This window comes from Paracoccus ravus, from assembly GCF_004522175.1.
Taxonomy (GTDB): domain Bacteria; phylum Pseudomonadota; class Alphaproteobacteria; order Rhodobacterales; family Rhodobacteraceae; genus Paracoccus; species Paracoccus ravus.
On record NZ_SDEB01000013.1, the window covers coordinates 72,682 to 92,930 of the forward strand.

A 20,249-nucleotide genomic window follows, 5' to 3' on the forward strand; every position below is an offset into this window, starting at 1 on the left:
GGGGCCGATTGGCCAGATGGACGCTATGACTTCGACACTGAAACCCGACCCCTCGATGATCGGCGGCGTGCCCAAGCTTCCCTTGGCGCGCCTGCCTGATCCCGAGGGGCTTTTCATCACCCGCGCCGAACGCTTCGAGTTCCTAGCGCTGCACAGCCCCAATCTCGCGCCCTATCTGCGCTTTCTGGGGGCCGTGGCCCACGCGCAGGCGGAACTTGCCCGCGAATTGCCCTCATCTGCGCCCATCCCAGAAGAGCGCATCGCCCTTGCGCGCGCGAACCGGATGCCGCCCCTGGACCGCAACGCGATGCGCGACGGGCTGTCCGAGGTGCTCGACCGGCTCTGCGAAAAGCTTGCCACCGTCGAAATGCCCGAACCCGCGCGGCTGGCGCTTCGGGCGCTGCAAGCGGCAGAGGCCAGCGACCGCGACTGGGTCATCGGCAATGTCCTGACCGATGCCATCCCCGGGGATTCCGTGGCCCCGCATCTTTTCGCGGCGGCGGCGCTGCAGGTCCATGCCGCGATGATGGCCTCAGGGCTTCACGTGGAACAAATGGTACCGATCAAGACCGGCATCTGCCCGGCCTGCGGCGGGCGTCCCGCAACTACCATGGTCACCGAGAACATGGGCGCCGAGGGCGCACGCTATTGCGCCTGCGCGACCTGCCAGACGCTGTGGAACGAAGTGCGGGTGAAATGCACCTGCTGCGGCTCGACCAAGGGCATCACCTATCGCTCGGTCGAGACCGAAGAGGCCAGCGTCAAGGCCGAGATCTGCCGCGAATGCGGCCATTGGGTGAAGATCCTCTACCAAAACAAGAACCCCACGCTGGAGCCCATCGCCGATGACGTTGCGAGCCTTGGCCTCGACCTGATGATGCGCGACACCGAATGGACGCGCGGCGGTTTCAATCCGTTTCTCGTGGGCTACTGATGACCGATCTGCGGTCACTGCCCTCGGTTGATCGGTTGCTGGCCGATTGCGGCCCGCTGATCCAATCCCACGGCCGACTTGCCGTTACCGAGGCTTTGCGCGCCGAACTTGCTGCGATCCGGGAAAACCGCCCCGATCCGGTGCCGAATGCACCGGAGATCCTTGTGCGGGTCGGCTCCGGAATGGCGGCGCGGGCGCAATCCCGTCTGCGCCCGGTGCTGAACCTGACCGGCACCGTGCTGCATACCAATCTGGGACGTGCGCTGCTGGCCGAAGCCGCCGTTGATGCCGCCATTGCCGCCATGCGTGCGCCCGCCGCGCTGGAATATGATCTCGAATCCGGCGGGCGCGGCGAGCGCGACAGCCATCTGCGCGGCCTGCTTTGCGAACTGACCGGGGCCGAGGACGCGACGGTCGTCAACAACAATGCCTCGGCGGTGCTGATCGTGCTGAACACCCTCGCGAGGGGCCGCGAAGCCGTGGTCTCGCGCGGTGAGCTGATCGAGATCGGCGGCGCCTTCCGCATGCCCGCGATCATGGAGCAGGCGGGTTGCAAGCTGCGCGAGGTCGGCACCACCAATCGGACCCATGCCAAGGACTACCGCGAGGCGATCACCCCCGAGACCGGGCTGCTGATGAAGGTCCATACCTCGAACTACCGGATCGAGGGCTTCACCAAGGAGGTGCTCGCCCCCGAGCTCGCCGGCATCGCCCATGATGCGGGCCTGCCGTTGGTCAATGACCTTGGGTCGGGCACGCTGGTCGATCTGCGCCGCTGGGGGCTTTCGCCCGAACCCACCGTGGCCGAAGCCGTGGCCGAAGGGGCGGATGTCGTGACCTTTTCGGGTGACAAGCTGCTGGGCGGGCCGCAGGCGGGCTTTATCGTCGGCAAGCGCGAGATCATCGCCGCGATCAACAAGAACCCGCTGAAACGTGCCTTGCGCATGGACAAGATCCGTATCGCCGCGACCGAGGCCACCCTGCGGCTCTACCGCGACCCAGATCGCCTCGCCGAGCGACTGCCGACCCTGCGCCTGCTCTCGCGCCCCGCCGCCGAGATCCGCGCGCAGGCCGAGCGCCTCGCGCCGCGCCTCGCAGCCGCGCTTAACTGCCGCGCCGAGGTGGTGGATTGCGCAAGCCAGATCGGCTCGGGCGCGCTGCCGACCGAGACGATCCCCAGCGCCGGGATTGCCCTTTCACTCGCGCCCGAGGCCTTGGCCGAGCGGCTGCGCGGCCTTGCCACGCCGATCATCGGGCGCATTCATGACGGCGCGCTGATCCTCGATCTGCGCTGCCTGCCGGATGACGCGGCGCTTCTGGACGCCATCGCGGGATGATCGTCGGCACGGCGGGTCACATCGACCATGGCAAGACCGCGCTTGTCAGGGCGCTGACCGGAGTCGATGCGGACCGACTGGCCGAAGAGAAGGCGCGCGGCATCACCATTGATCTGGGTTTCGCCTATGCCGATCTGGGCGGCGGCCCGATCACCGGTTTCGTCGATGTGCCGGGGCATGAGAAATTCGTCCATACCATGCTGGCGGGCGCGGGCGGGATCGATCTGGCGCTGCTGGTCATTGCCGCTGATGACGGGATCATGCCGCAAACGCGCGAGCACCTTGCCATTCTGGATCTGCTGGGCGTGCAGCGCGCAATCGTGGCGCTGACGAAATCCGATCTCGTCGATTCAAGCCGCATCGCGGAGGTCGAGGCCCAGATCGCGGAATTGCTCGCCCCGACCGGACTGGCCGCTTCGCCGGTCTTTCCGGTTTCGTCGCTGACCGAAGCCGGAATCGGTGACCTGAAATCGGCTTTGGCCGAGGCTGAAAGGGGGATCACGGCCCGTGCGAGTGATGCCCGCTTCCGGCTGGCCATTGACCGAAGTTTTACGCTGGCGGGTGCTGGGACCGTGGTTACGGGCACGGTGATCTCGGGACAAATCGCGGTGGGAGATCACATCCGGATCAGCCCTTCGGGTCTTTCCGCACGCGTGCGCGGCATCCATGCCCAGAACCGCAAATCCGAGCGAGGATTCGCCGGTCAGCGCTGCGCCCTGAACCTTAGCGGCGAGGGGATCACCCGAGAGGCGATCTCGCGCGGCGATATGGCGCTGGATCCGGTGCTGCACCTGCCCAGTATGCGGATGGATGTCGAGCTTCGCGCCCTTGCTTCCGAGCCAAAGCCCCTTGGTACATGGTTTCCCGCGCGGCTTCATATCGGCGCGGCGGAACTGGGTGCGCGGATCGTCCCGCTCGAAGGGCCGCTTCTTCCCGGCGACGAGGGGCTGGCGCAGATCGTGCTGGATCGTCCGCTCGCGGCCGCGATGGGCGACCGCTTCATCCTGCGCGATGTCACCGCCCGCCGCACCATTGGCGGCGGCCGGGTCATCGACCTGCGCGCCCCCGCCCGCCGCCGCTCGCGGCCCGAGCGGCTTGCCAATCTGCGTGGGCTGGCCTTGGCGGATCCGGCGCAGGCGCTTGCCGCCTTGGGCGAGACCGGGCCTGTCGATCTTGACGCATTCGGGCGGGACCGCGCGCTTTCGCCTGGTCAGCTTCATGCGGCGCTTGCCGCCTCGGTCCTTGCGGTGATCGAGGGCACGCGGCAGGCGCTTTCGCCCGCGCTTGCCGCGGGGTTGCGTCGGCAGATGCAGGACCTGCTGGCCGAGTTTCATGCCGAGAACGCCGATCTGCAGGGAATGGGACGTGAGCGGCTGCGGCTCTTGCTGGTGCCGCGTCTGGAAAAGACTGATTTCGCGGCCTTTCTCCGGGCCGAGGCGCTGGCCGGAGCGGTTGTGCTTGACGGGGCCTTTACCCGTCTGCCGGGCCACCTTCCGCGGCTTTCGGACGAGGATGAACAGATCTATGCCCGCATCCTGCCCCATCTGCTTGAGGAAGAACGTTTCCGCCCTCCGCGTGTGCGCGATTTCGCGGGACTTCTCGAGGTCGATGAGGCCGAGATCCGCCGCATCCTGCGCATGGCGGCCCGTCAGGGCAGGATCGATCAGATCGCGCATGACCATTTCTTTGCCCGTGCGACCACGGTCGAGATGGTCAGTATCATCCGGGAACTGGGTGCAGCAGCCGAGAGCGGCTGGTTCACCGCGCCGGCCTTTCGCGATCGGGTGCAGAACGGCAGAAAGGTCGCGATTCAGATTCTGGACTTTTTCGACCGGCTCGGTCTGACCTTGCGCCGGGGCGATCTGCGGTGCATCAATCCGCATCGGATCGACCTGTTCACCCCGGATCGGCCCGACCGCTGAATGCTGGAAGAGAATCGTCCCCGGTGGGGCGGCCGGACTTCAAATCCGGTTGGGGCAGCGAGCCTGTCCCGGGTGGGTTCGACTCCCATTCTCTTCCGCCACGGCGCTTGTGGATAGGACGAGACAGGACGCAGGCCCGGAGTTCCACGCCGTGTTCACGCTTTCGTCCCCGGACGCGCCGGGCTAGGTAGCAGGGTGACCGGCCCGGAGTCGATGCCGGAGCTTGCCAAACAGACGAAAGGGTTTCGATGCAACGTTTGACGCTTGGAAGCAGCGGCGTATCCGTCAGTGCGGTGTCTTTGGGAACGATGACCTTTGGCAACCAGACCGGCATGGCCGATGCCCATGGCCAGATGGATATGGCGCTCGAGGCGGGGGTGACCTTTCTCGATACGGCCGAAATGTATCCCGTGAACCCGGTCGAGCGTGAGACCGTCGGCCGCACCGAGGAATTTATCGGCGCCTGGCTGGCCGGTCGCGGCGGCCGTGACAGGGTCGAGATTGCGACCAAGGTCGCCGGTCCCAGCGACAAGATCCGGCGCGAGGGCTATGATGGCCGGATCATTCGCCAGACGATCGACGCCTCTCTCAAGCGGCTGCGGACCGATTATATCGATCTCTACCAGCTGCACTGGCCGGTCCGGGGCAGCTACGCATTCCGCCAAAACTGGGCATACAATCCCGCCAAGCAGGACCGCGAAAAGACCCTTTCCCATATGGCCGAGGTGCTCGAGGCCCTTGCCGAGGCACAGAAGGCCGGAAAGATCCGCGCCTTTGGCCTGTCGAACGAATCCGCATGGGGCACGACCCGCTGGATCGACATGGCCGAGCGGATCGGCGCGCCGCGCGTCGTCTCGGTGCAGAACGAATATTCGCTGCTCTGCCGCCTCTATGACACGGATATGGCCGAGGTCGCGGTCAATGAGGATGTGACGCTTCTGGCCTATTCGCCTCTGGCGGCGGGGCTGTTGACCGGGAAATACGCGACCGGCCAAGAGCCTGAGGGCAGCCGCGCCGCCGTGGACAAGCTGCATGGCGGACCCGGTGATCTGGGCGGCCGCCGCACCCCGCGTGCGCCGGAAATCGTTGCCGCCTATCACGCGCTTGCGCATGAATTCGGGCTCGACCCGATCCATATGGCGGTGGCCTTCACCCGCCAGCGGCCCTTCGCCGCGATTCCGATCATCGGGGCGACGGATCGCGGCCAGCTTGAGCATCTGCTGAAGGGCATCGACCTAGTCCTGTCGGATGACGTGCTGCGACAGATCGACCGTCTGCACCGCGCCATGCCGATGCCCTATTGAGGCGGACGCCACGGCACCATTGGCAGTCATGGGCGGGCCGTGCAACCTGCCGCCCGTGACCACCGGAGGAACCGTCATGCTGCCGCCCATTCTTGCAAATCTGCGCCTTCCCGTCATGGCCTCGCCCATGTTCATCGTCTCGGGGCCGGAACTGGTGATCGCGCAATGCAAGGCCGGCATCATCGGCAGCTTTCCGGCACTGAATGCCCGCGAAAAGGCGGGCGAGCCAGCGATGCTCGAGCAATGGCTGACCCGGATCAGCGAAGAGTTGGACCGGCACAATCAGGCGCATCCGGACCAGCCGGCCGCGCCTTTCGCGGTGAACCAGATCGTGCATCGCAGCAATGCGAGGCTGGAACGCGACATCGAGATCTGCCACCGCCACAAGGTTCCGATCTGGATCACGAGCCTTGGCGCGCGTCCCGAGGTCAATGCCGCCGCGCATGATTGCGGCGGGATCGCGCTGCATGACGTGATCAACAATACCTTCGCGCGTAAGGCGATCGACAAGGGTGCGGACGGGCTGATCGCCGTGGCGGCAGGGGCCGGGGGCCATGCCGGGCAGCAATCCCCCTTTGCCCTTGTGCAGGAGATCCGGTCGTGGTTCGACGGGCCGCTGCTGCTTTCCGGCGCGATCGCGACCGGCCGCGCCATCCTGGCGGCGCAGGTCATGGGGGCGGATATGGCCTATATCGGCAGCCCGTTCATCGCGACGGCCGAGGCCAATGCACAGCCCGATTACAAGCAGATGATCATCGAGAGCGGGGCCGAGGACATCGTCAATTCAAGCCTCTTCACAGGGGTGCATGGCAATTACCTTGCCCCTTCGATTCGCAATGCAGGGCTGGACCCGGCGGCGCTGGCCAGTGCCGACCCGACAAGTATGGATTTCGGCGCGGCCAAGGCCTGGAGCAAGATCTGGGGATCAGGCCAGGGCATCGGCGCCGTGAACGAGATTCAGCCCGCCGCCGCGCTGATCGACCGTCTTGCGGACGAATATGCGCAGGCGCGGCGGGCCGTATTCCCTGGCTGAGGCGGCGGCGACGCCGCCCCCTGCTCGTCAGACCGTGCTGAGGCCCTCGGTCGAGGCAAAGAACATCGCTTGGCTCACCGCGGAGCGGACTTGTTCCTCGCTATAGGGTTTCGAGATCAGGAAAGCCGGCTCGGGACGGTTGCCGGTCAGCAGCCGCTCTGGGAAGGCGGTGATGAAGATCACCGGCAATTCGCCCATTTCCGAGAGAAGCTCATTGACCGCATCGACGCCGGACGAGCCATCGGCCAGCTGGATATCGGCCAGGATCAGGTCCGGCCGCTTGGCCTGCGCCAGCTCGACCGCCTGCTTGTGGGTGCGCGCAACGCCGGTGACGGAATGACCCATGGCCTGAACGATACCCTTCAGGTCCATCGCGATGATCGTCTCGTCCTCGATCACCATCACCTTGCCGGCCAGCGACTGGCCCATTTCATCCACGGCGATGCGGACCAGTTCTTCCGCTTCGCTCTGGGTGATCTGCATGACTAGGGCAATCTGGTCATAGCGCAATTCCTCGATCGTGCGCAAAAGCAGCGCCTCGCGGGAATTCGGTGTCAGCCTGCGCATCAACTGCTGTGCACGGGCCTCTTGATTGGACTGTCCATCATGGTCGACGGGCTGGCCCGAGCTTTGCCAGATCGCATGGAAAGTCCGGAAAAGGCTGACGCGCGTGTCCATCCCGTCGATCAGGCTGCGATCGGATAGAATGGCCTCGAGCGTGGCGGCGGCATAGTTGTCGCCCGCGGTCTGGCTACCGGTCAGTGCCCGAGCATAGCGGCGCAAATAGGGCAATTCGCGGCCAATCGACTGGACCAGTTCTCCGTTTGGCATGTCATCCTCAAATTATAGGTACTCACATGGAACTTGATCCGATACGTAACTGTTGAAAACTGTGCGCACAAGAATTTCGGGAATAACTTAAAAATGAGTGAACGGCGTGAGGATCGCAGAAAGGCGGCGATCGAGAAACAGATCGATGAAAACCTGAAACGGGTTTACGAGCAGGACTCGACCGAGAAAATCCCACCCAGATTTCTGGAACTACTTGATAAACTGAGAGAACAGGGGTGATTTACCGATGACCGGAGAGGCCAGATCGGTGCGAAGCCCGCAAAAACATTCCGATCCACGAAATGAGCTGGTCGATCATCTGCCCGCGCTGCGCGCATTTGCGCTTTCCCTGACGCGGGAAAGCTCGTCGGCTGATGATCTTGTCCAGGACACGATCGTTAAGGCGTGGACACATATCGACAAATTCCAGCCGGGCACGAATTTGCGCGCATGGTTATTCACCATTCTGCGAAATACATTCTACTCGGCCAGGCGGAAAACAAAGCGTGAGGTCAGCGACACCGACGGCATCCATGCCGCGCGGCAGGCGACCCGGCCGGACCATGACGGAAGACTGGCGCTCAATGATTTCCGCGTCGCCTTCCAGCAGCTTCCGGATGAGCAGCGCGAGGCCCTGATCCTGGTCGGAGCATCGGGTTTCTCCTATGAGGAAGCCGCCGAGATGACCCGCGTGGCCGTGGGCACGGTCAAATCCCGGGCCAATCGCGGTCGGCGTCGTCTGGCCGAGCTTCTGAAGCTTGAGCAGGGCGAAGAACTGGACATGACCGACCGCGCGACCTTGGCGGTGATGGCGCAGAATACGCCCATAACGCGCTAGGCCAGGCTCGCATGCTGCGCCGGCTGCTCGAAGGGTTGGAGTTCACCAAGGGGCTGGGCTTTCGTCTTGGTGGCCTGCTGTCGCTGGCCATCCTGCCGATCGGACTGATCTCGGTCATTCAGACCCTTCACCTATCCCATGAATACGAGCGGTCGTCCGATATCGGTCTGCTGGGGCGGACCGCTACGGCGGCCGCAGGCGAACGGGCGTTGCTGCAAGGCGCGATCGGCACGGCCGACGCGCTTGGCCCAGCGGTGCTCGAGACGATGGGCAATCCGCGCGCCTGTTCGGACATCATGCGAACCTTCCTGCAGCGCGCGGTCAACTTTTCCTATGCGGGCTTCACCCGGCTCGACGGGATCACGGAATGCTCGTCGCTGCCCGGCACGCATCACGATATGTCCTCGGACCCGGCCTATCTGCAGTTTCGCGACGCTCCTGGAACATTGGTGACGACCAGCCGGGTCGGCGCCTCGACGGAAACGCCGTCGGTCATCGTGATCCAGCCGCTCTATCGCGGTCAGGAACTGCTGGGACATATCGGCGTGGCCATGTCGCAAGACCTGCTGCGCTCGACTCATGTCGCGGGGCTCGAATCCGATAATGTCCGGGTCATCACCTTCAACGCGCTTGGCCAGGTTCTGTCCGGCGCGCCGGGATCGGGCTCGATCGAGGAACTCCTGCCACGCGGCAAATCCCTGCCCTCGCTGCTTTCGCGCAGCGAGACGACCTTTTCCGACTATTCCGCGCAAGGCGAGCGGCGGGTCTTCAGCGTCGTCCCGGTGGTGCCAAGCCTCGTTTACGCGATCGGATCATGGAACCGTTCGGAATCGGGGGCTGCGGGCATCGACCAGACCCGGCGCACGGCGCTGGTCCTGCCGCTGATCCTGTGGGGCGCCTCGCTCGCCGTGGCTTATTTCGCGGTCTATCGACTGGTTCTGCGCCACATTCGCGAATTGCGCGGACAGATGCGGCGCTTTGCGATCGGGGACCGCTCGGCGCCGCCGCCGGTGCTTCAGGACGCTCCGACCGAGATCGGGGACATGAGCGCGACATTTCACAACATGGCGCGCATCCTGATCCGGGACGAGGACGCGATGGAGGCCGCGGTCAAAGAAAAGACCGTCTTGCTGAAAGAGGTCCATCACCGGGTCAAGAACAACCTCCAGCTCATCGCCTCGATCATCAACATGCAGATCCGCATGATCGACCACGCCGATGCCCGCCGGGTGCTGCGTTCTGTGCAGGACCGGGTGGCCTCGCTCGCGACGATCTATCGCAACCTCTATCAGGCCGAGCATCTGGATTCCGTCGAGGCCGAGCGTCTGATCGAGGACATCATCAACCAGATGGCCACCGCCTCGGTCGAGCCGGGCATCGGCCTGCGGATCGAGACCGACCTTTCCCCGCTGGTCCTGATGCCGGATCAGGCCGTGCCGCTCTCGCTCCTGACGACCGAAGCCTTCACCAATGCGCTGAAATATTCCGGCACCGGGTTGGATGGGAGCGGCGCGTGGGTCAAGGTCAGCCTGCGACCGGACGGGCCCTCGCATGCCATACTCGAAGTGCAGAACTCGACCGGCCATGCCGCGCGGGTGAGCGAGGGAACCGGGCTTGGCAGCCAGCTGATCGAGGCCTTCGCATCGCAACTCGAAGGCAAGGCCGAGATGGAGCAGCATCCGGGCTATTTTTCACTCAGGCTGCGTTTCCGCGTCGATTCCGTGCAGAAACGGCCGGGCGGCATGGCGGGGACCGATGTCGTCCTGACCTCGGCGGCGCGGCCGGGTTCGCGGCACTAGGGCTGGCCGCTCTTGCGCTCGGCTTCGGCACGGGCGGCCCGGCGCAGTTCCTGCGCCGCCGCGACACGACGGTGCCGCGCGAGTTCCAGATTGATAATCGCCCCAAGCATCACGGAAAATCCGCCCAGATAGAACCACATCAGCAGCGCGATCACCGCCCCGATCGAGCCATAGATCCTGTTATAGCTGTTGAAACTGCCCAGATAGGCGGAAAAGCCATAGCTGGCCCCGGCCCAGGCGAGGGCCGCGAAGATCGAGCCCCAGGTAAAGATCGAGGTGCGGGGCGTCTTCACGTTCGGCCCGTAGCGGAACAGGATGCCGATGACGACCAGCACGATGAAAAAGATCGCGGCCCAGGGAACGGATCCGATCAGCCATGCCCGCATGGGCACATCGGGCAGGAAATTGAAGGCGATGGGAACCACGATGATGACCGCCAGCCCCAGGATCACGACGCCGACAATGGCGAGGGTCAGCAGATAGGCCAGCAGGAAGCCCCAGATCGTGGAATGCGACCGCACGCCATAGGCCGCGTTCAAGCCCCGGATCAGCGCATCGACCCCGGCGCGCGCCGAGATCGTCGCGATCAGGAACGAGATCGCCGTCGTCCAGCCAAGCTGGGTGCGACCCGCCGCGATAAGGGAATTGACCTGCCCGTAGATGATTTCGGCCGCGCCCGAGGGGATGAACTCATCCGTGGTATGGACATATTCCTCGATCAGATGCGGATCATACCACAATCCCCAGAGGGCAAAGAGTGCGGCCAGGCCCGGAAACACCGCGAACATCGCGTAGAATGCGACACCCGCCGCGATCAGGCTCATGTGGACCTTGTCCATCCGCTCGAAGAGCGCGAGCATGAACTGCCACCAATCCCTCAGCAATGCCACGCCCCTCGCCGTCGGTCCCCTTTGCGAAGGCCCAGCTTCGGCGCTCGGGGGCGAATTCGCAACCGCCTAGACGACTTCTTCCAGGCGGTAGCGTAGCCAGACGGCCTTTTCGCCGAGCTTCGCCACGAATGCCTGATGCGCCGCCGCCTCGGCGGCGGTCAGGCGCGGGGCAAGCGGGCGGGGCCGAGGTCCGCGCGGCGTGGCCGCGCCGGCCTGCGCGCCGGGTCCGCTGCCGATGGTGATGCCGCTTTCCAGCACCAGACCCGGCTGGCGGCCGCCCCGCAGCGCCAGATAGACCTCGGCCAGCAATTCGCTATCCAGCAAGGCGCCATGCAGCGTGCGGTTCGAGTTGTCGATCCGGAAGCGTCGGCACAGCGCGTCGAGCGAATTCTGCGCGCCGGGGAATTTCCGGCGCGCCAGTTCCAACGTGTCCACCGCACGCGAATAGGGCATCGCGGGATAGCCATGCCGTGTCAGCTCGGCATTCAGGAACTTCATGTCGAACTGGGCATTGTGGATGACCAGCTTGGCGTCCGCACCGATGAACTCGACGAAATCGCCTGCCACCTGTGCGAATTTCGGCTTGTCGCGCAGGAAGTCGTCGCCCAGCCCATGGACCTCGAAAGCCTCCTGCGGCATCGGGCGCTCGGGGTTGATATAGACGTGAAACGTCCGCCCTGTGGGCAGGTGGTTCATCAGCTCGACAGCGCCGATCTCGACGATGCGGTCGCCGGTGGCGGGGTCGAAGCCCGTGGTTTCGGTATCCAGAACGATTTCACGCATGGGGCCTTCCTGCCATGATCTCGCGGCAGATGTCCATGATCGCGGCGCGCGCATCCTCAAGCGTCTCCGACGGGATCACCCAATCCGCCCGTGCGCGTTTCTCGGCATCGGGCATCTGGCGCGCAAGGATCAGTTGGAACGCCGCTTCCGTCATGCCGGGCCTGCTCAGCACCCGAGCGCGCTGAATGTCGAGAGAGGCAGACACCACCGCCACGCCATCCATCTGTGACTCGGTGCCGTTTTCATAGAGCAGAGGAATATCCAGTACCACGATCGGCGCATCGGCATAGCGGCGCAGGAACGCATCCCGGTCGCCCGCGACCAGAGGATGGACGATCGCTTCCAGCCGGGAAAAGCCGCTCGGGTCCTGGGCCAGTGCCGATTTCAGCGCCGCGCGGTCGATCGCCCCTTGCTTCCAGACCCCGGGAAAGGCCGAGGCCACCTTGGCGACTGCCGCACCGCCTTTGGCGTAAAGCCGGTGGACGGCGGCATCGGCATCCCAGACCGGATGGCCCAGTTCGCGGAACATTCCCGCGGCGGTGGATTTTCCCATCCCGATGCTGCCGGTCAGGCCCAGAACGAAGCTCATGCCAGAACGATGCGGCGCAATTCGTCATCGACCTCGGGGCGATGGCCGAACCAGCGCTCGAAACCCGGCGTCGCCTGATGCAGGAGCATCCCCAGCCCATCGACGATCTCGCATCCGCGCGCCTGCGCTTCTTCGAGGAATGGCGTCATCAAGGGCGCATAGACGAGGTCCGTGACCAGCGTGCCGGGCGCCAGCGCGTCGAGCGGGATGCGCAGGGCTGGCTTGCCCTCCATCCCCATCGAGGTCGCATTCACCACCGTCACCGCGCCTTCCAGCATGTTGCCGGCCTGCGCCCAGTCATAGACGACGACCTTGGCGCCGAATTCGGCGCGGATCTGCTCGGCCCGGATGCGGGTGCGGTTGGTGATGCGCAGTTCGGTCACCCCGGTCTCCAGAAGCGAGGCGACGGCGGCGCGCGCCGCACCCCCGGCCCCGATCACGGCGGCAGGCCCCAGATCCGGGATCCAGCCCGGTGCGTTCTGGCGGATATTGGCGATAAAGCCGTAGCCATCCGTATTGTCGGCATGGATCTTGCCATCGGGGCGAAAGATCAGCGTATTCGCCGCCCCGATCAGCGCGGCGCGATCCGTGACGACATCGGCCAGAGCCAACACGCTTTCCTTGTGCGGGATCGTGACATTCGCTCCGACAAAGCCCATGCGCGGCATGGCGCGAAGCACCTCGGCCAGATGCTCGGGCATCACCGGAACCGGAATGTAATGCCCGTTGATGCCATAGCGTTGCAGCCAGTGGCCGTGCAGCCTCGGCGAGCGCGAATGTGCGATCGGCCAACCGATGACACCGGCGATGGGCGAATTGGGGCGGGCGCTTTGCTGGCTGTCCGGCATGTTTGCACTTTCTGAAGGCTGGGGCGGGGCGGCCACTCGGTAGAGATCAATATGCCGCCGAGAAGTGCAGCCCCGGCAAGGCGCGGTCAAGCCGCGCAGGAAAGCCCGCGCCCCGGGCATGGCAGAATGGCAACCTTTGCCCGGCGTGGACGGGCCTCAGGCCCCCGCCATTTCGGGCAATCCGCCCTCTTCGACCAGATCGGCCAATGTGAGGCTTTCGATGAGCAGCAGATAGGACCAGAAGACCTGCCCGAACATCTTGCGCAACCGGCAGCTTGCCTCGTCGGTGCAATCCTCGCAGCGCTGGTAGGACCGGCGCGACAGGCAGGGCAGCGGCGCGATGGGCCCATCGACCTGCCGCAGCAACTCGCCGATCGAGATTTCCTTGGGCTGCTTGATCAGGATATAGCCGCCCGAGCGGCCCCGGCGCGAGCCGACATAGCCCGCATTTCGCAGTTCCAGCATGATATGTTCGAGAAAGCGCTTGGGCGCACCCGAGCGCAGCGCGATCTCTTCGATCGTCAGCGCGTTTCCGCCGGCGGCCACTTCATCGGCCAGCGCCATCAGGGCCTTGATGGCATATTTGGTTTTCTGCGAGATCATGGAAATTCAATAATGTCCGCGGGGCAGGCTTGCAATCGTTTCACATAAATTCCCGTCCGGCAGTTTGAATGGAACACAATACCGTCTTCAAAGCGTTATCTTTCTGACACATCCCGCGCGCATTTCTGGCCGCGCAAAAAGAAGAGGGGGACGAAAATGCGGATTGCGGTTCTCGGCGGTGATGGGTTCGTGGGATGGCCCACGGCGCTTCATCTCTCGGATCTGGGCCATGAGGTCCATATTCTCGACAATCTCTCGCGCCGCTGGATCGATACCGAACTGGGCGTGCAATCGCTGACGCCGATGGATTCCATCCAAGAGCGCTGCCGCATCTGGCATCAGGAAACCGGCCGCAAGATCCATTTCCACCTGCTGAACCTTGCCACCGAATACGAGCGGCTCAAGCAATGGCTCGCCGACACGCGCCCCGGCGCGGTCATCCATTTCGCTGAGCAGCGCGCCGCGCCCTATTCGATGAAAACGGACCGCCACAAGGTCTATACCGTCAACAACAACACCAATGCGACGCATAACCTGCTCGCGGCCCTTGTTGAAACCGGCATCGACGCGCATCTGGTCCATCTCGGCACGATGGGGGTTTACGGCTATTCCTCGGTCGGCGCGCCCATCCCCGAGGGCTATCTCGATGTCCAGATCGAGACGCCCACCGGCCCGCGCGGTCAGCAGATCCTTTATCCGACGCGGCCCGGCTCGGTCTATCACATGACCAAGAGCCTCGATCAGATCCTGTTCCAGTTCTATGCCCAGAATGACGGGCTGCGGATCACCGACCTGCATCAGGGCATCGTCTGGGGCACCCATACCGACCAGACCCGCCGCCACGAGCAACTGATCAACCGCTTCGATTATGACGGCGATTACGGCACGGTGCTGAACCGTTTCCTGATTCAGGCGGCGATCGGCTATCCGCTGACCGTCCACGGCACCGGGGGTCAGACCCGCGCCTTCATCCATATCCAGGACTCGGTGCGCTGCATCGAACTGGCGCTGCGCGATGCGCCCGCCTCGGGTGAAAGGGTTCGGATCTTCAACCAGATGACCGAAACGCACCGGGTGCGCGACCTGGCGGAACTGGTCGGCCGTCTGACCGGGGCCGAGGTCGCTTTCCTGCCGAACCCGCGCAAAGAGGCCGAAGAGAACGATCTGATCGTCAAGAACGACCAGTTCCTTGCGCTTGGGCTGAGGCCGATCACTCTGGCCGAGGGGCTGCTTTCCGAAGTCGTCGAAGTCGCGCGCAAATATGCCCATCGCATCGACCGCTCGCGCGTGCCTGCCGTCAGCGCATGGACCAAGGACCTCGCCAAGCGCGTCGAGCATGACCCCGAAGGCAAGAGGCTGCGTTCCGTATCGTGACGTCCGGCATCCATCTTGAGGGCAAGGCGCGGTCTGACCGCGCCTTTGTCACGCTTGCGACCAATCCCGATTACGCCATCGGCGCGGCGGCATTGTTCCGCTCGCTGCGCCGGACCGGGACCGGGGCCGATCTGGTCCTGCTTTATACCGACCTGCCGGACATGACTGTGGATGACTTGCGCGCGCTGGATGTCCGCACGGTTCGGGTCGAACTGCTGCCGACCTCGGATGCGTTCAACGAATTGCATGCCCGCGCCCGTTTGCATGGCGCGGCCCCCTTCACCAAGGGCGAGAAGCCGCCCTTCCACACGCCCCTCGACAATTTCGCCAAGCTGCGGCTGTGGCAGCTGGATTACGAGCGCGTGGTCTTCATCGATGCCGATGCGATCGTGCTGCAAAACATCGACCGGCTTTTCGACTATCCCGAATTCTCGGCAGCCCCGAATGTCTATGAAACTCTGGGCGATTTCCACCGTTTGAACTCTGGCGTCTTTACCGCGAGGCCATCTCAGGCGACGTTTCAGGCCATGCTGAAACGCCTCGATCAGCCCGGCGTTTTCTGGCGGCGCACCGATCAGACCTTTCTGGAAAGCTACTTCCCGAACTGGCATGGGCTGCCGGTTTTCGACAACATGTTGCAGTATGTCTGGCTCAATCTCCCAGATCTATGGCGTTGGCAGGATATCCGCGTGCTGCATTTCCAATATGAGAAACCGTGGCAGGATCATGCCAAATCCGACCCATTGCGCCTGTTGATAGATTTGTGGAAAGCCCATGCTTCGGACGGGCCGGTTCCCGATCCGCGTGACCTTCCGGGGCCGGAATGCGGATCGCGCTGACCGGAGCCTCGGGCCTTGTCGGCCGCTGGATCGCCCGTGCGGCGCTGGCCGCGGGGCATGAGGTCGATCCCCTGCCCGGCTGGCGTCTGGGCCATACTCCGGACCTGAGTCGCTGCGACGCCCTGATCCATTGCGCCTTCCACCATCTGCCCGGCAAGTATCGAGGCGGCGAGGGAACGGACCGCGCAGGTTTCATCCGCGCCAATCTCGACGGTTCGCAGGCATTGTTTCACGTGGCACGGGGTCAGGGCGTCGGGCGAGTGATCTTCATGTCCTCGCGCGCGGTCCATGACGGCCACCCGGCGGGGACCGAGCTTGCCGACGGCCTCGCCCCCGCGCCCACCAGCCTTTACGGCGAGGTCAAGGCACAGGCCGAGGCTCAGCTTGCCGCCCTTGCCGCCCCCGGTTTCCGCACCGCCAGCCTGCGCCCGACCGGCGTCTTCGGTCCCGGCCAGCCGCAGAAATGGGCGGGGCTGATCCGGGATTTTCTGGACGGACACCCCGTCCCCTCGCGCGTCGCGACCGAGGTGCATGGCGCGGATCTGGGCGAGGCCGCGATGCTGGTCCTTGCCGACCCTCAGATGTCGGGCAGCTACAATGTCGGCGACCTGATCCTTGACCATCACGAGCTTCTCTCGGGCATCGCGGTCCTGACCGGCAGCCACCACCAGCCGCCCGCCCGCGCCGATGCCAGCCTGCTGCGCGTGCCGCTCTGCGCAAGGCTGCTCGATCTGGGATGGCGACCGGATGGGCTTGCGCGTCTGCATGCGGACCTGCAAAGCATCCTGCGCGACGCCACAGGAGAAGACGCATGACAAAGGTCGATTACACCGAACTCGCCCAGACCATCCGCAGCCTGACGCATGGCGAAACCGACGAGGTCGCGCTGATGGCGACGCTGGCCTGCGAGATTCACCACGCCGACGATCGCTTCGACTGGACCGGATTCTACCGCGTGACCGAGCCGGAGCTTCTGAAAATCGGTCCCTATCAGGGCGGGCATGGCTGCCTCGTCATCCCCTTCTCGCGCGGTGTCTGCGGGGCGGCGGCTCGCACGCGTCAGACCCAGCTTGTCCCCGATGTCGAGGCCTTCCCCGGCCATATCGCCTGCGCCAGCTCGACCCGCTCGGAACTGGTCCTGCCGGTCTTTGCCGCGGGCGAGCGCCTGATCGGCGTTCTTGACATCGACAGCAACCAACCCGACGCTTTCACCCAGGAAGATGCAGACCGCCTGCAGGAGATCCTGGATGAAACCTTCGGACGTCACTGAGTTCACCGGTCATTGCCTCTGCGGCAAGATCCGCTTTCACGGCACTTATGACGACAGCCATGGGCTGAACGCCTGCCATTGCAGCCAATGCAGGCGTTGGTCCGGTCATGTCTGGGCCGCGATCCTGCCGAAGTCGATGCAGATCGAGGGCGAGCCCAAATGGTATCGCGCCTCGGATTTCGCGCGGCGGGGTTTCTGCCAGGATTGCGGCTCGTCGCTGTTCTGGCAGCGCGATGGCTCGGACATCATCGATGTCGCGGCGGGTGCGCTGGACAGCCCGACCGGGCTGCAGTTGCTCGGCCATATCTTCGTCGCCGACAAGGGCGATTATTACGAGATCAAGGACGGCCTGCCACAGGATCCGGCGGAATGAAGGGGTCGGGTCGCTGCCTGTGTGGGGCGGTGGCCTTCACCGTCGCGACCCGCGCCCATACAGCGCATGAATGCCATTGCAGCCAGTGCCGCAACTGGTCGGGGCATGTCTGGGCCTATGTGACCATGCGCTGGGATGAGATCGCCTTTACCCGCGACAACGGCCTGCGCTGGTATAGCCATACGCCCAAGGCGCAGCGGGGTTTTTGCGGTGAATGCGGCTCGACGCTGTTCTGGCGGCGGAACGGTGCGGCAAAGGTTGACGTTTCCGCCGGTGCGTTTGATATGCCCACAGGGCTAAGGCTGGGTGCGCCCTCCTTCCCCGAGAACCACGGCGATTATTACGGGCTCTGACCATGATCTGGGATACGATTGCCAATTTTCCGGCTCAGCAATTGCTGGCCTTCATGGCCGGAGCGTTGGTGCTGAATTTCGCGCCGGGGCAGGATGTGTTCTTTGCCAGCGCCTGCGGCATCCAGAGCGGGCCGCGCGCCGGGGCGCTCGCGGGCTTCGGCGTCGGTCTGGGCGTGATCTGCCATGTCGTCATGGCGACGATCGGGCTTGGCGCGCTGGTCGCCGCCCATCCCGAGGCGCTGGTCGCGATCAAATTCGCGGGCGCGGGTTACCTGCTCTGGCTCGCCTATAAAAGCTGGACCGCCGGCGAGATCGACCCCACCGCCCGCGCGGCATCGAGCACGTGGAATATCATCCGGCGCGGTGCGCTCTCGAATCTCTTGAACCCCAAGCCGGTCCTGTTCCTGCTGGCCTTCCTGCCGCAATTCACAAGGCCGGAATTCGGCCCAATCTGGCAGCAGATCCTTGGGCTGGGGCTGATGTTCACGGTTTCGGGCACGCTTGTCACGATGGGCTATGGCGTGGTCGCGGGCTATGCCGGTCAGGTCATCGGCAAGCGGCTTGGCATCGTGAACCGCATCGCCGCGGTGATGTTTGCGGCGCTTGCGCTGCGGCTGGTCACCAAATGAGCTTTGTTTACCAGCCTACGGACGAGCAGCCCGAGGTCCTGCATGCCGATCACGAGGTGCTGGTCGTCAGCAAGCCCCCGGGCCTGCTCTCCGTGCCGGGCCGGGGCGAGGATCGCACCGATTGTCTGATCGAGCGGTTGCGCGGCGCCTTTCCGACCGTGCTGCTGGTGCATCGGCTGGACATGGACACCTCGGGGGTCATGGTCTTTGGCCTGACACCTCATGCCCAGAGGAATCTCTCGAAGCAGTTCGAGGATCGCAAGACCAAGAAGACCTATATCGCCCGGCTTTGGGGCCGCATGTCCGAGAAATCCGGCAAGGTCGATTTGCCGCTGATCGTCGATTGGCCGAACCGCCCTCGCCAGATGGTTTGCCACGAGACCGGACGCCCGGCTCAGACCGATTGGCGGGTGATCCGGGCAAATGACAGCGAAACCCGCGTCCGCCTGTCGCCCGTGACCGGCCGCAGCCACCAGTTGCGCGTCCACATGGCCTCGCTGGGTCACCCGATCCTTGGCGATCCGCTTTACGCGAGTGGCGCGGCCGCCGATTTCCCGCGCCTGATGCTGCATGCCGAGAGCCTGCGCTTCAAGCACCCCGAGACCGGGGTCATGCAGAGCTTTACCGCTCCGGCACCCTTCTGAGCACCTCACGACGGTTTCACTAAGGGAATCGCGGAAACTGGATTATGTTCAGCCTCATCAACCAGATGGAGAGCGGGATCATGACCAAGACCGGAATCAGCCGTCGCAATGCCATGAAGCTTGGGGGTGCGCTGCCTGCGCTGATCGCTCTGCCCGCAGCGGCGCAGACCGCCGCGCCTGCGGCTGCGGCCGAGGGCAAGGCCCACACCATCAAACTGGGAAATTTTCAGGTCTCGACCCTGCTTGGCGGCACGAATATGCGCGAAAAGCCGATCGAAACCTTTGGTTTGAACGCCGATCCGTCGGAATGGGCACTGCTGAGCGAGGCGAATTTCCTGCCCGCCGAGAAGGCCGGAAACTCTTTCACCATGACACTGGTCAAGACGCCCGAAGCTCTGGCGATCTTTGACACCGGCATGGTGCCGGATGTGACAGTGGCTGCGCTTGCGGCGGCGGGCTATGCGCCGGGCGATGTCACCCATGTCATCCTGACCCATATGCATGGCGACCATATCAGCGGTTTGACCAAGGACGGCGCGCCGGTCTTTCCCAATGCGACGCTGATTGCCCCCAAGGCCGAGGCCGAATATTGGGCTGCCAATCCGGGCGATCCCTACAAGACACATGTCGCGCCGCTGATCGACAAGGCGACCCTGATCGAGGATCGCGCCGAGGTCCTGCCCGGTATCCATGCCATCGCAGCACCCGGTCACACGCCCGGCCACATGACCTATCTGCTGGAAAGCGACGGTGCGCGCTTGATGATCACCGCCGACAGCTTCAACCATTACGTCTATTCGGTGCAGCGCCCCGAATGGCATGTGCGATTTGACGTGGACAAGGATATGGGCTCCGAGACCCGCAAGAAGGTTCTGGCGCGTCTGGCCGAGGAGCGCATTCCCTTTGTCGGCTATCACATGCCCTATCCCGCGCTTGGCTATATCGCGCCCGGCGACGGTGAGGGCCATTTCCGCTATGTTCCCGCGACCTATCAGTTCGCGGGCTAGAAGGGCCAGACTATGGTCCCTTGCTGCCAGATGCATTAGGTGCATCAGA

At 64.3% G+C, this 20,249-nt stretch carries 23 protein-coding genes and 1 tRNA gene; 18 read left to right on the forward strand and 6 right to left on the reverse strand.

The features are described 5' to 3' along the window. The first annotated feature begins 25 nt into the window (after positions 1–25). The 6 genes from fdhE (at position 26) to ESZ60_RS12150 (ending at position 6,530) form a co-directional block, all read left to right on the forward strand. Positions 26–934, forward strand: coding sequence for a formate dehydrogenase accessory protein FdhE (fdhE, locus tag ESZ60_RS12130; RefSeq protein WP_134680926.1), 909 nt, complete (start codon positions 26–28; stop codon positions 932–934). Next, the gene (selA, locus tag ESZ60_RS12135; RefSeq protein WP_134680928.1) at positions 934–2,271 is read left to right on the forward strand and encodes an L-seryl-tRNA(Sec) selenium transferase; all 1,338 of its coding nucleotides are present in this window, start codon (positions 934–936) and stop codon (positions 2,269–2,271) included. Before fdhE ends, selA begins: the two co-directional genes overlap by 1 nt. Then, positions 2,268–4,193 (forward strand): selenocysteine-specific translation elongation factor, encoded by a 1,926-nt coding sequence (selB, locus tag ESZ60_RS12140; protein WP_134680930.1) that lies wholly within the window; start codon positions 2,268–2,270, stop codon positions 4,191–4,193. The genes selA and selB overlap by 4 nt, the downstream gene beginning before the upstream one ends. A 5-nt stretch (positions 4,194–4,198) precedes the next feature. Then, positions 4,199–4,294, forward strand: a tRNA-Sec gene (locus tag ESZ60_RS20770). Between the two features lie 147 nt (positions 4,295–4,441). Next, positions 4,442–5,497, forward strand: a complete 1,056-nt coding sequence (locus ESZ60_RS12145; protein WP_134680932.1) for an aldo/keto reductase — start codon at positions 4,442–4,444, stop codon at positions 5,495–5,497. Positions 5,498–5,573: 76 nt separating this feature from the next. Next, the gene (locus ESZ60_RS12150; RefSeq protein ID WP_134680934.1) at positions 5,574–6,530 is read left to right on the forward strand and encodes an NAD(P)H-dependent flavin oxidoreductase; all 957 of its coding nucleotides are present in this window, start codon (positions 5,574–5,576) and stop codon (positions 6,528–6,530) included. 27 nt (positions 6,531–6,557) lie between these two features. On the opposite strand, the gene ESZ60_RS12155 is transcribed toward ESZ60_RS12150, so the two are convergent. Continuing rightward, the gene (locus tag ESZ60_RS12155; protein ID WP_134680936.1) at positions 6,558–7,361 is read right to left on the reverse strand and encodes a response regulator; all 804 of its coding nucleotides are present in this window, start codon (positions 7,359–7,361) and stop codon (positions 6,558–6,560) included. A gap of 93 nt (positions 7,362–7,454) precedes the next feature. On the opposite strand from ESZ60_RS12155, the gene ESZ60_RS12160 reads away from it, so the two are divergent. Genes ESZ60_RS12160 through ESZ60_RS12170 form a run of 3 tightly spaced genes read left to right on the forward strand, consistent with a single transcriptional unit; the run spans position 7,455 to position 9,998 of the window. Next, positions 7,455–7,601, forward strand: coding sequence for a NepR family anti-sigma factor (locus tag ESZ60_RS12160; protein ID WP_134680937.1), 147 nt, complete (start codon positions 7,455–7,457; stop codon positions 7,599–7,601). Positions 7,602–7,608: 7 nt separating this feature from the next. After that, the gene (locus tag ESZ60_RS12165; protein ID WP_134680939.1) at positions 7,609–8,199 is read left to right on the forward strand and encodes an RNA polymerase sigma factor; all 591 of its coding nucleotides are present in this window, start codon (positions 7,609–7,611) and stop codon (positions 8,197–8,199) included. An 11-nt stretch (positions 8,200–8,210) separates the two neighbouring features. Further along, positions 8,211–9,998, forward strand: coding sequence for a sensor histidine kinase (locus ESZ60_RS12170; protein ID WP_134680941.1), 1,788 nt, complete (start codon positions 8,211–8,213; stop codon positions 9,996–9,998). On the opposite strand, the gene ESZ60_RS12175 is transcribed toward ESZ60_RS12170, so the two are convergent. The 5 genes from ESZ60_RS12175 to ESZ60_RS12195 form a co-directional block, all read right to left on the reverse strand. Continuing rightward, a complete protein-coding gene (locus ESZ60_RS12175) occupies positions 9,995–10,888 on the reverse strand; it encodes a YihY/virulence factor BrkB family protein (protein ID WP_245155678.1) in 894 nt (297 codons plus the stop codon). The genes ESZ60_RS12170 and ESZ60_RS12175 overlap by 4 nt on opposite strands. Positions 10,889–10,954: 66 nt before the next feature. Continuing rightward, positions 10,955–11,671: a DNA polymerase III subunit epsilon gene (gene dnaQ, locus ESZ60_RS12180; RefSeq protein ID WP_134680943.1), complete on the reverse strand. Its 717-nt coding sequence runs from the start codon at positions 11,669–11,671 to the stop codon at positions 10,955–10,957. Next, complete coding sequence (coaE, locus tag ESZ60_RS12185) at positions 11,664–12,260, reverse strand: dephospho-CoA kinase (protein WP_134680945.1); 597 nt, start codon at positions 12,258–12,260, stop codon at positions 11,664–11,666. Before coaE ends, dnaQ begins: the two co-directional genes overlap by 8 nt. Then, positions 12,257–13,108, reverse strand: coding sequence for a shikimate dehydrogenase (locus tag ESZ60_RS12190; protein WP_134680947.1), 852 nt, complete (start codon positions 13,106–13,108; stop codon positions 12,257–12,259). The genes coaE and ESZ60_RS12190 overlap by 4 nt, the downstream gene beginning before the upstream one ends. 156 nt (positions 13,109–13,264) lie before the next feature. After that, positions 13,265–13,711, reverse strand: coding sequence for an RrF2 family transcriptional regulator (locus tag ESZ60_RS12195; RefSeq protein ID WP_134680949.1), 447 nt, complete (start codon positions 13,709–13,711; stop codon positions 13,265–13,267). Between the two features lie 156 nt (positions 13,712–13,867). Here ESZ60_RS12195 and ESZ60_RS12200 point away from each other — a divergent pair, with 156 nt between their 5' ends. The 9 genes from ESZ60_RS12200 to ESZ60_RS12240 are packed head-to-tail and all read left to right on the forward strand — an operon-like array spanning position 13,868 to position 20,200. Continuing rightward, positions 13,868–15,085 carry an NAD-dependent epimerase/dehydratase family protein gene (locus ESZ60_RS12200; protein WP_134680951.1) on the forward strand — a complete coding sequence of 406 codons (1,218 nt, stop codon included), beginning with the start codon at positions 13,868–13,870 and terminating at the stop codon, positions 15,083–15,085. Beyond that, positions 15,079–15,924 (forward strand): glycosyltransferase, encoded by an 846-nt coding sequence (locus ESZ60_RS12205; RefSeq protein ID WP_134680953.1) that lies wholly within the window; start codon positions 15,079–15,081, stop codon positions 15,922–15,924. Before ESZ60_RS12200 ends, ESZ60_RS12205 begins: the two co-directional genes overlap by 7 nt. Beyond that, the gene (locus ESZ60_RS12210; RefSeq protein ID WP_134680955.1) at positions 15,909–16,739 is read left to right on the forward strand and encodes an NAD-dependent epimerase/dehydratase family protein; all 831 of its coding nucleotides are present in this window, start codon (positions 15,909–15,911) and stop codon (positions 16,737–16,739) included. The genes ESZ60_RS12205 and ESZ60_RS12210 overlap by 16 nt, the downstream gene beginning before the upstream one ends. Further along, on the forward strand, positions 16,736–17,194 hold the full coding sequence (locus tag ESZ60_RS12215) for a GAF domain-containing protein (RefSeq protein ID WP_134680957.1): 459 nt from the start codon (positions 16,736–16,738) through the stop codon (positions 17,192–17,194). The genes ESZ60_RS12210 and ESZ60_RS12215 overlap by 4 nt, the downstream gene beginning before the upstream one ends. Continuing rightward, positions 17,172–17,567 carry a GFA family protein gene (locus ESZ60_RS12220; RefSeq protein WP_134680959.1) on the forward strand — a complete coding sequence of 132 codons (396 nt, stop codon included), beginning with the start codon at positions 17,172–17,174 and terminating at the stop codon, positions 17,565–17,567. The genes ESZ60_RS12215 and ESZ60_RS12220 overlap by 23 nt, the downstream gene beginning before the upstream one ends. Then, complete coding sequence (locus ESZ60_RS12225; protein ID WP_134680961.1) at positions 17,564–17,920, forward strand: GFA family protein; 357 nt, start codon at positions 17,564–17,566, stop codon at positions 17,918–17,920. Before ESZ60_RS12220 ends, ESZ60_RS12225 begins: the two co-directional genes overlap by 4 nt. Before the next feature lie 2 nt (positions 17,921–17,922). After that, positions 17,923–18,549, forward strand: coding sequence for a LysE family translocator (locus ESZ60_RS12230; RefSeq protein ID WP_134680963.1), 627 nt, complete (start codon positions 17,923–17,925; stop codon positions 18,547–18,549). Then, complete coding sequence (locus tag ESZ60_RS12235) at positions 18,546–19,193, forward strand: RluA family pseudouridine synthase (RefSeq protein WP_134680965.1); 648 nt, start codon at positions 18,546–18,548, stop codon at positions 19,191–19,193. The genes ESZ60_RS12230 and ESZ60_RS12235 overlap by 4 nt, the downstream gene beginning before the upstream one ends. A gap of 44 nt (positions 19,194–19,237) precedes the next feature. After that, complete coding sequence (locus ESZ60_RS12240) at positions 19,238–20,200, forward strand: MBL fold metallo-hydrolase (RefSeq protein ID WP_245155679.1); 963 nt, start codon at positions 19,238–19,240, stop codon at positions 20,198–20,200. Positions 20,201–20,249: the final 49 nt, after the last annotated feature.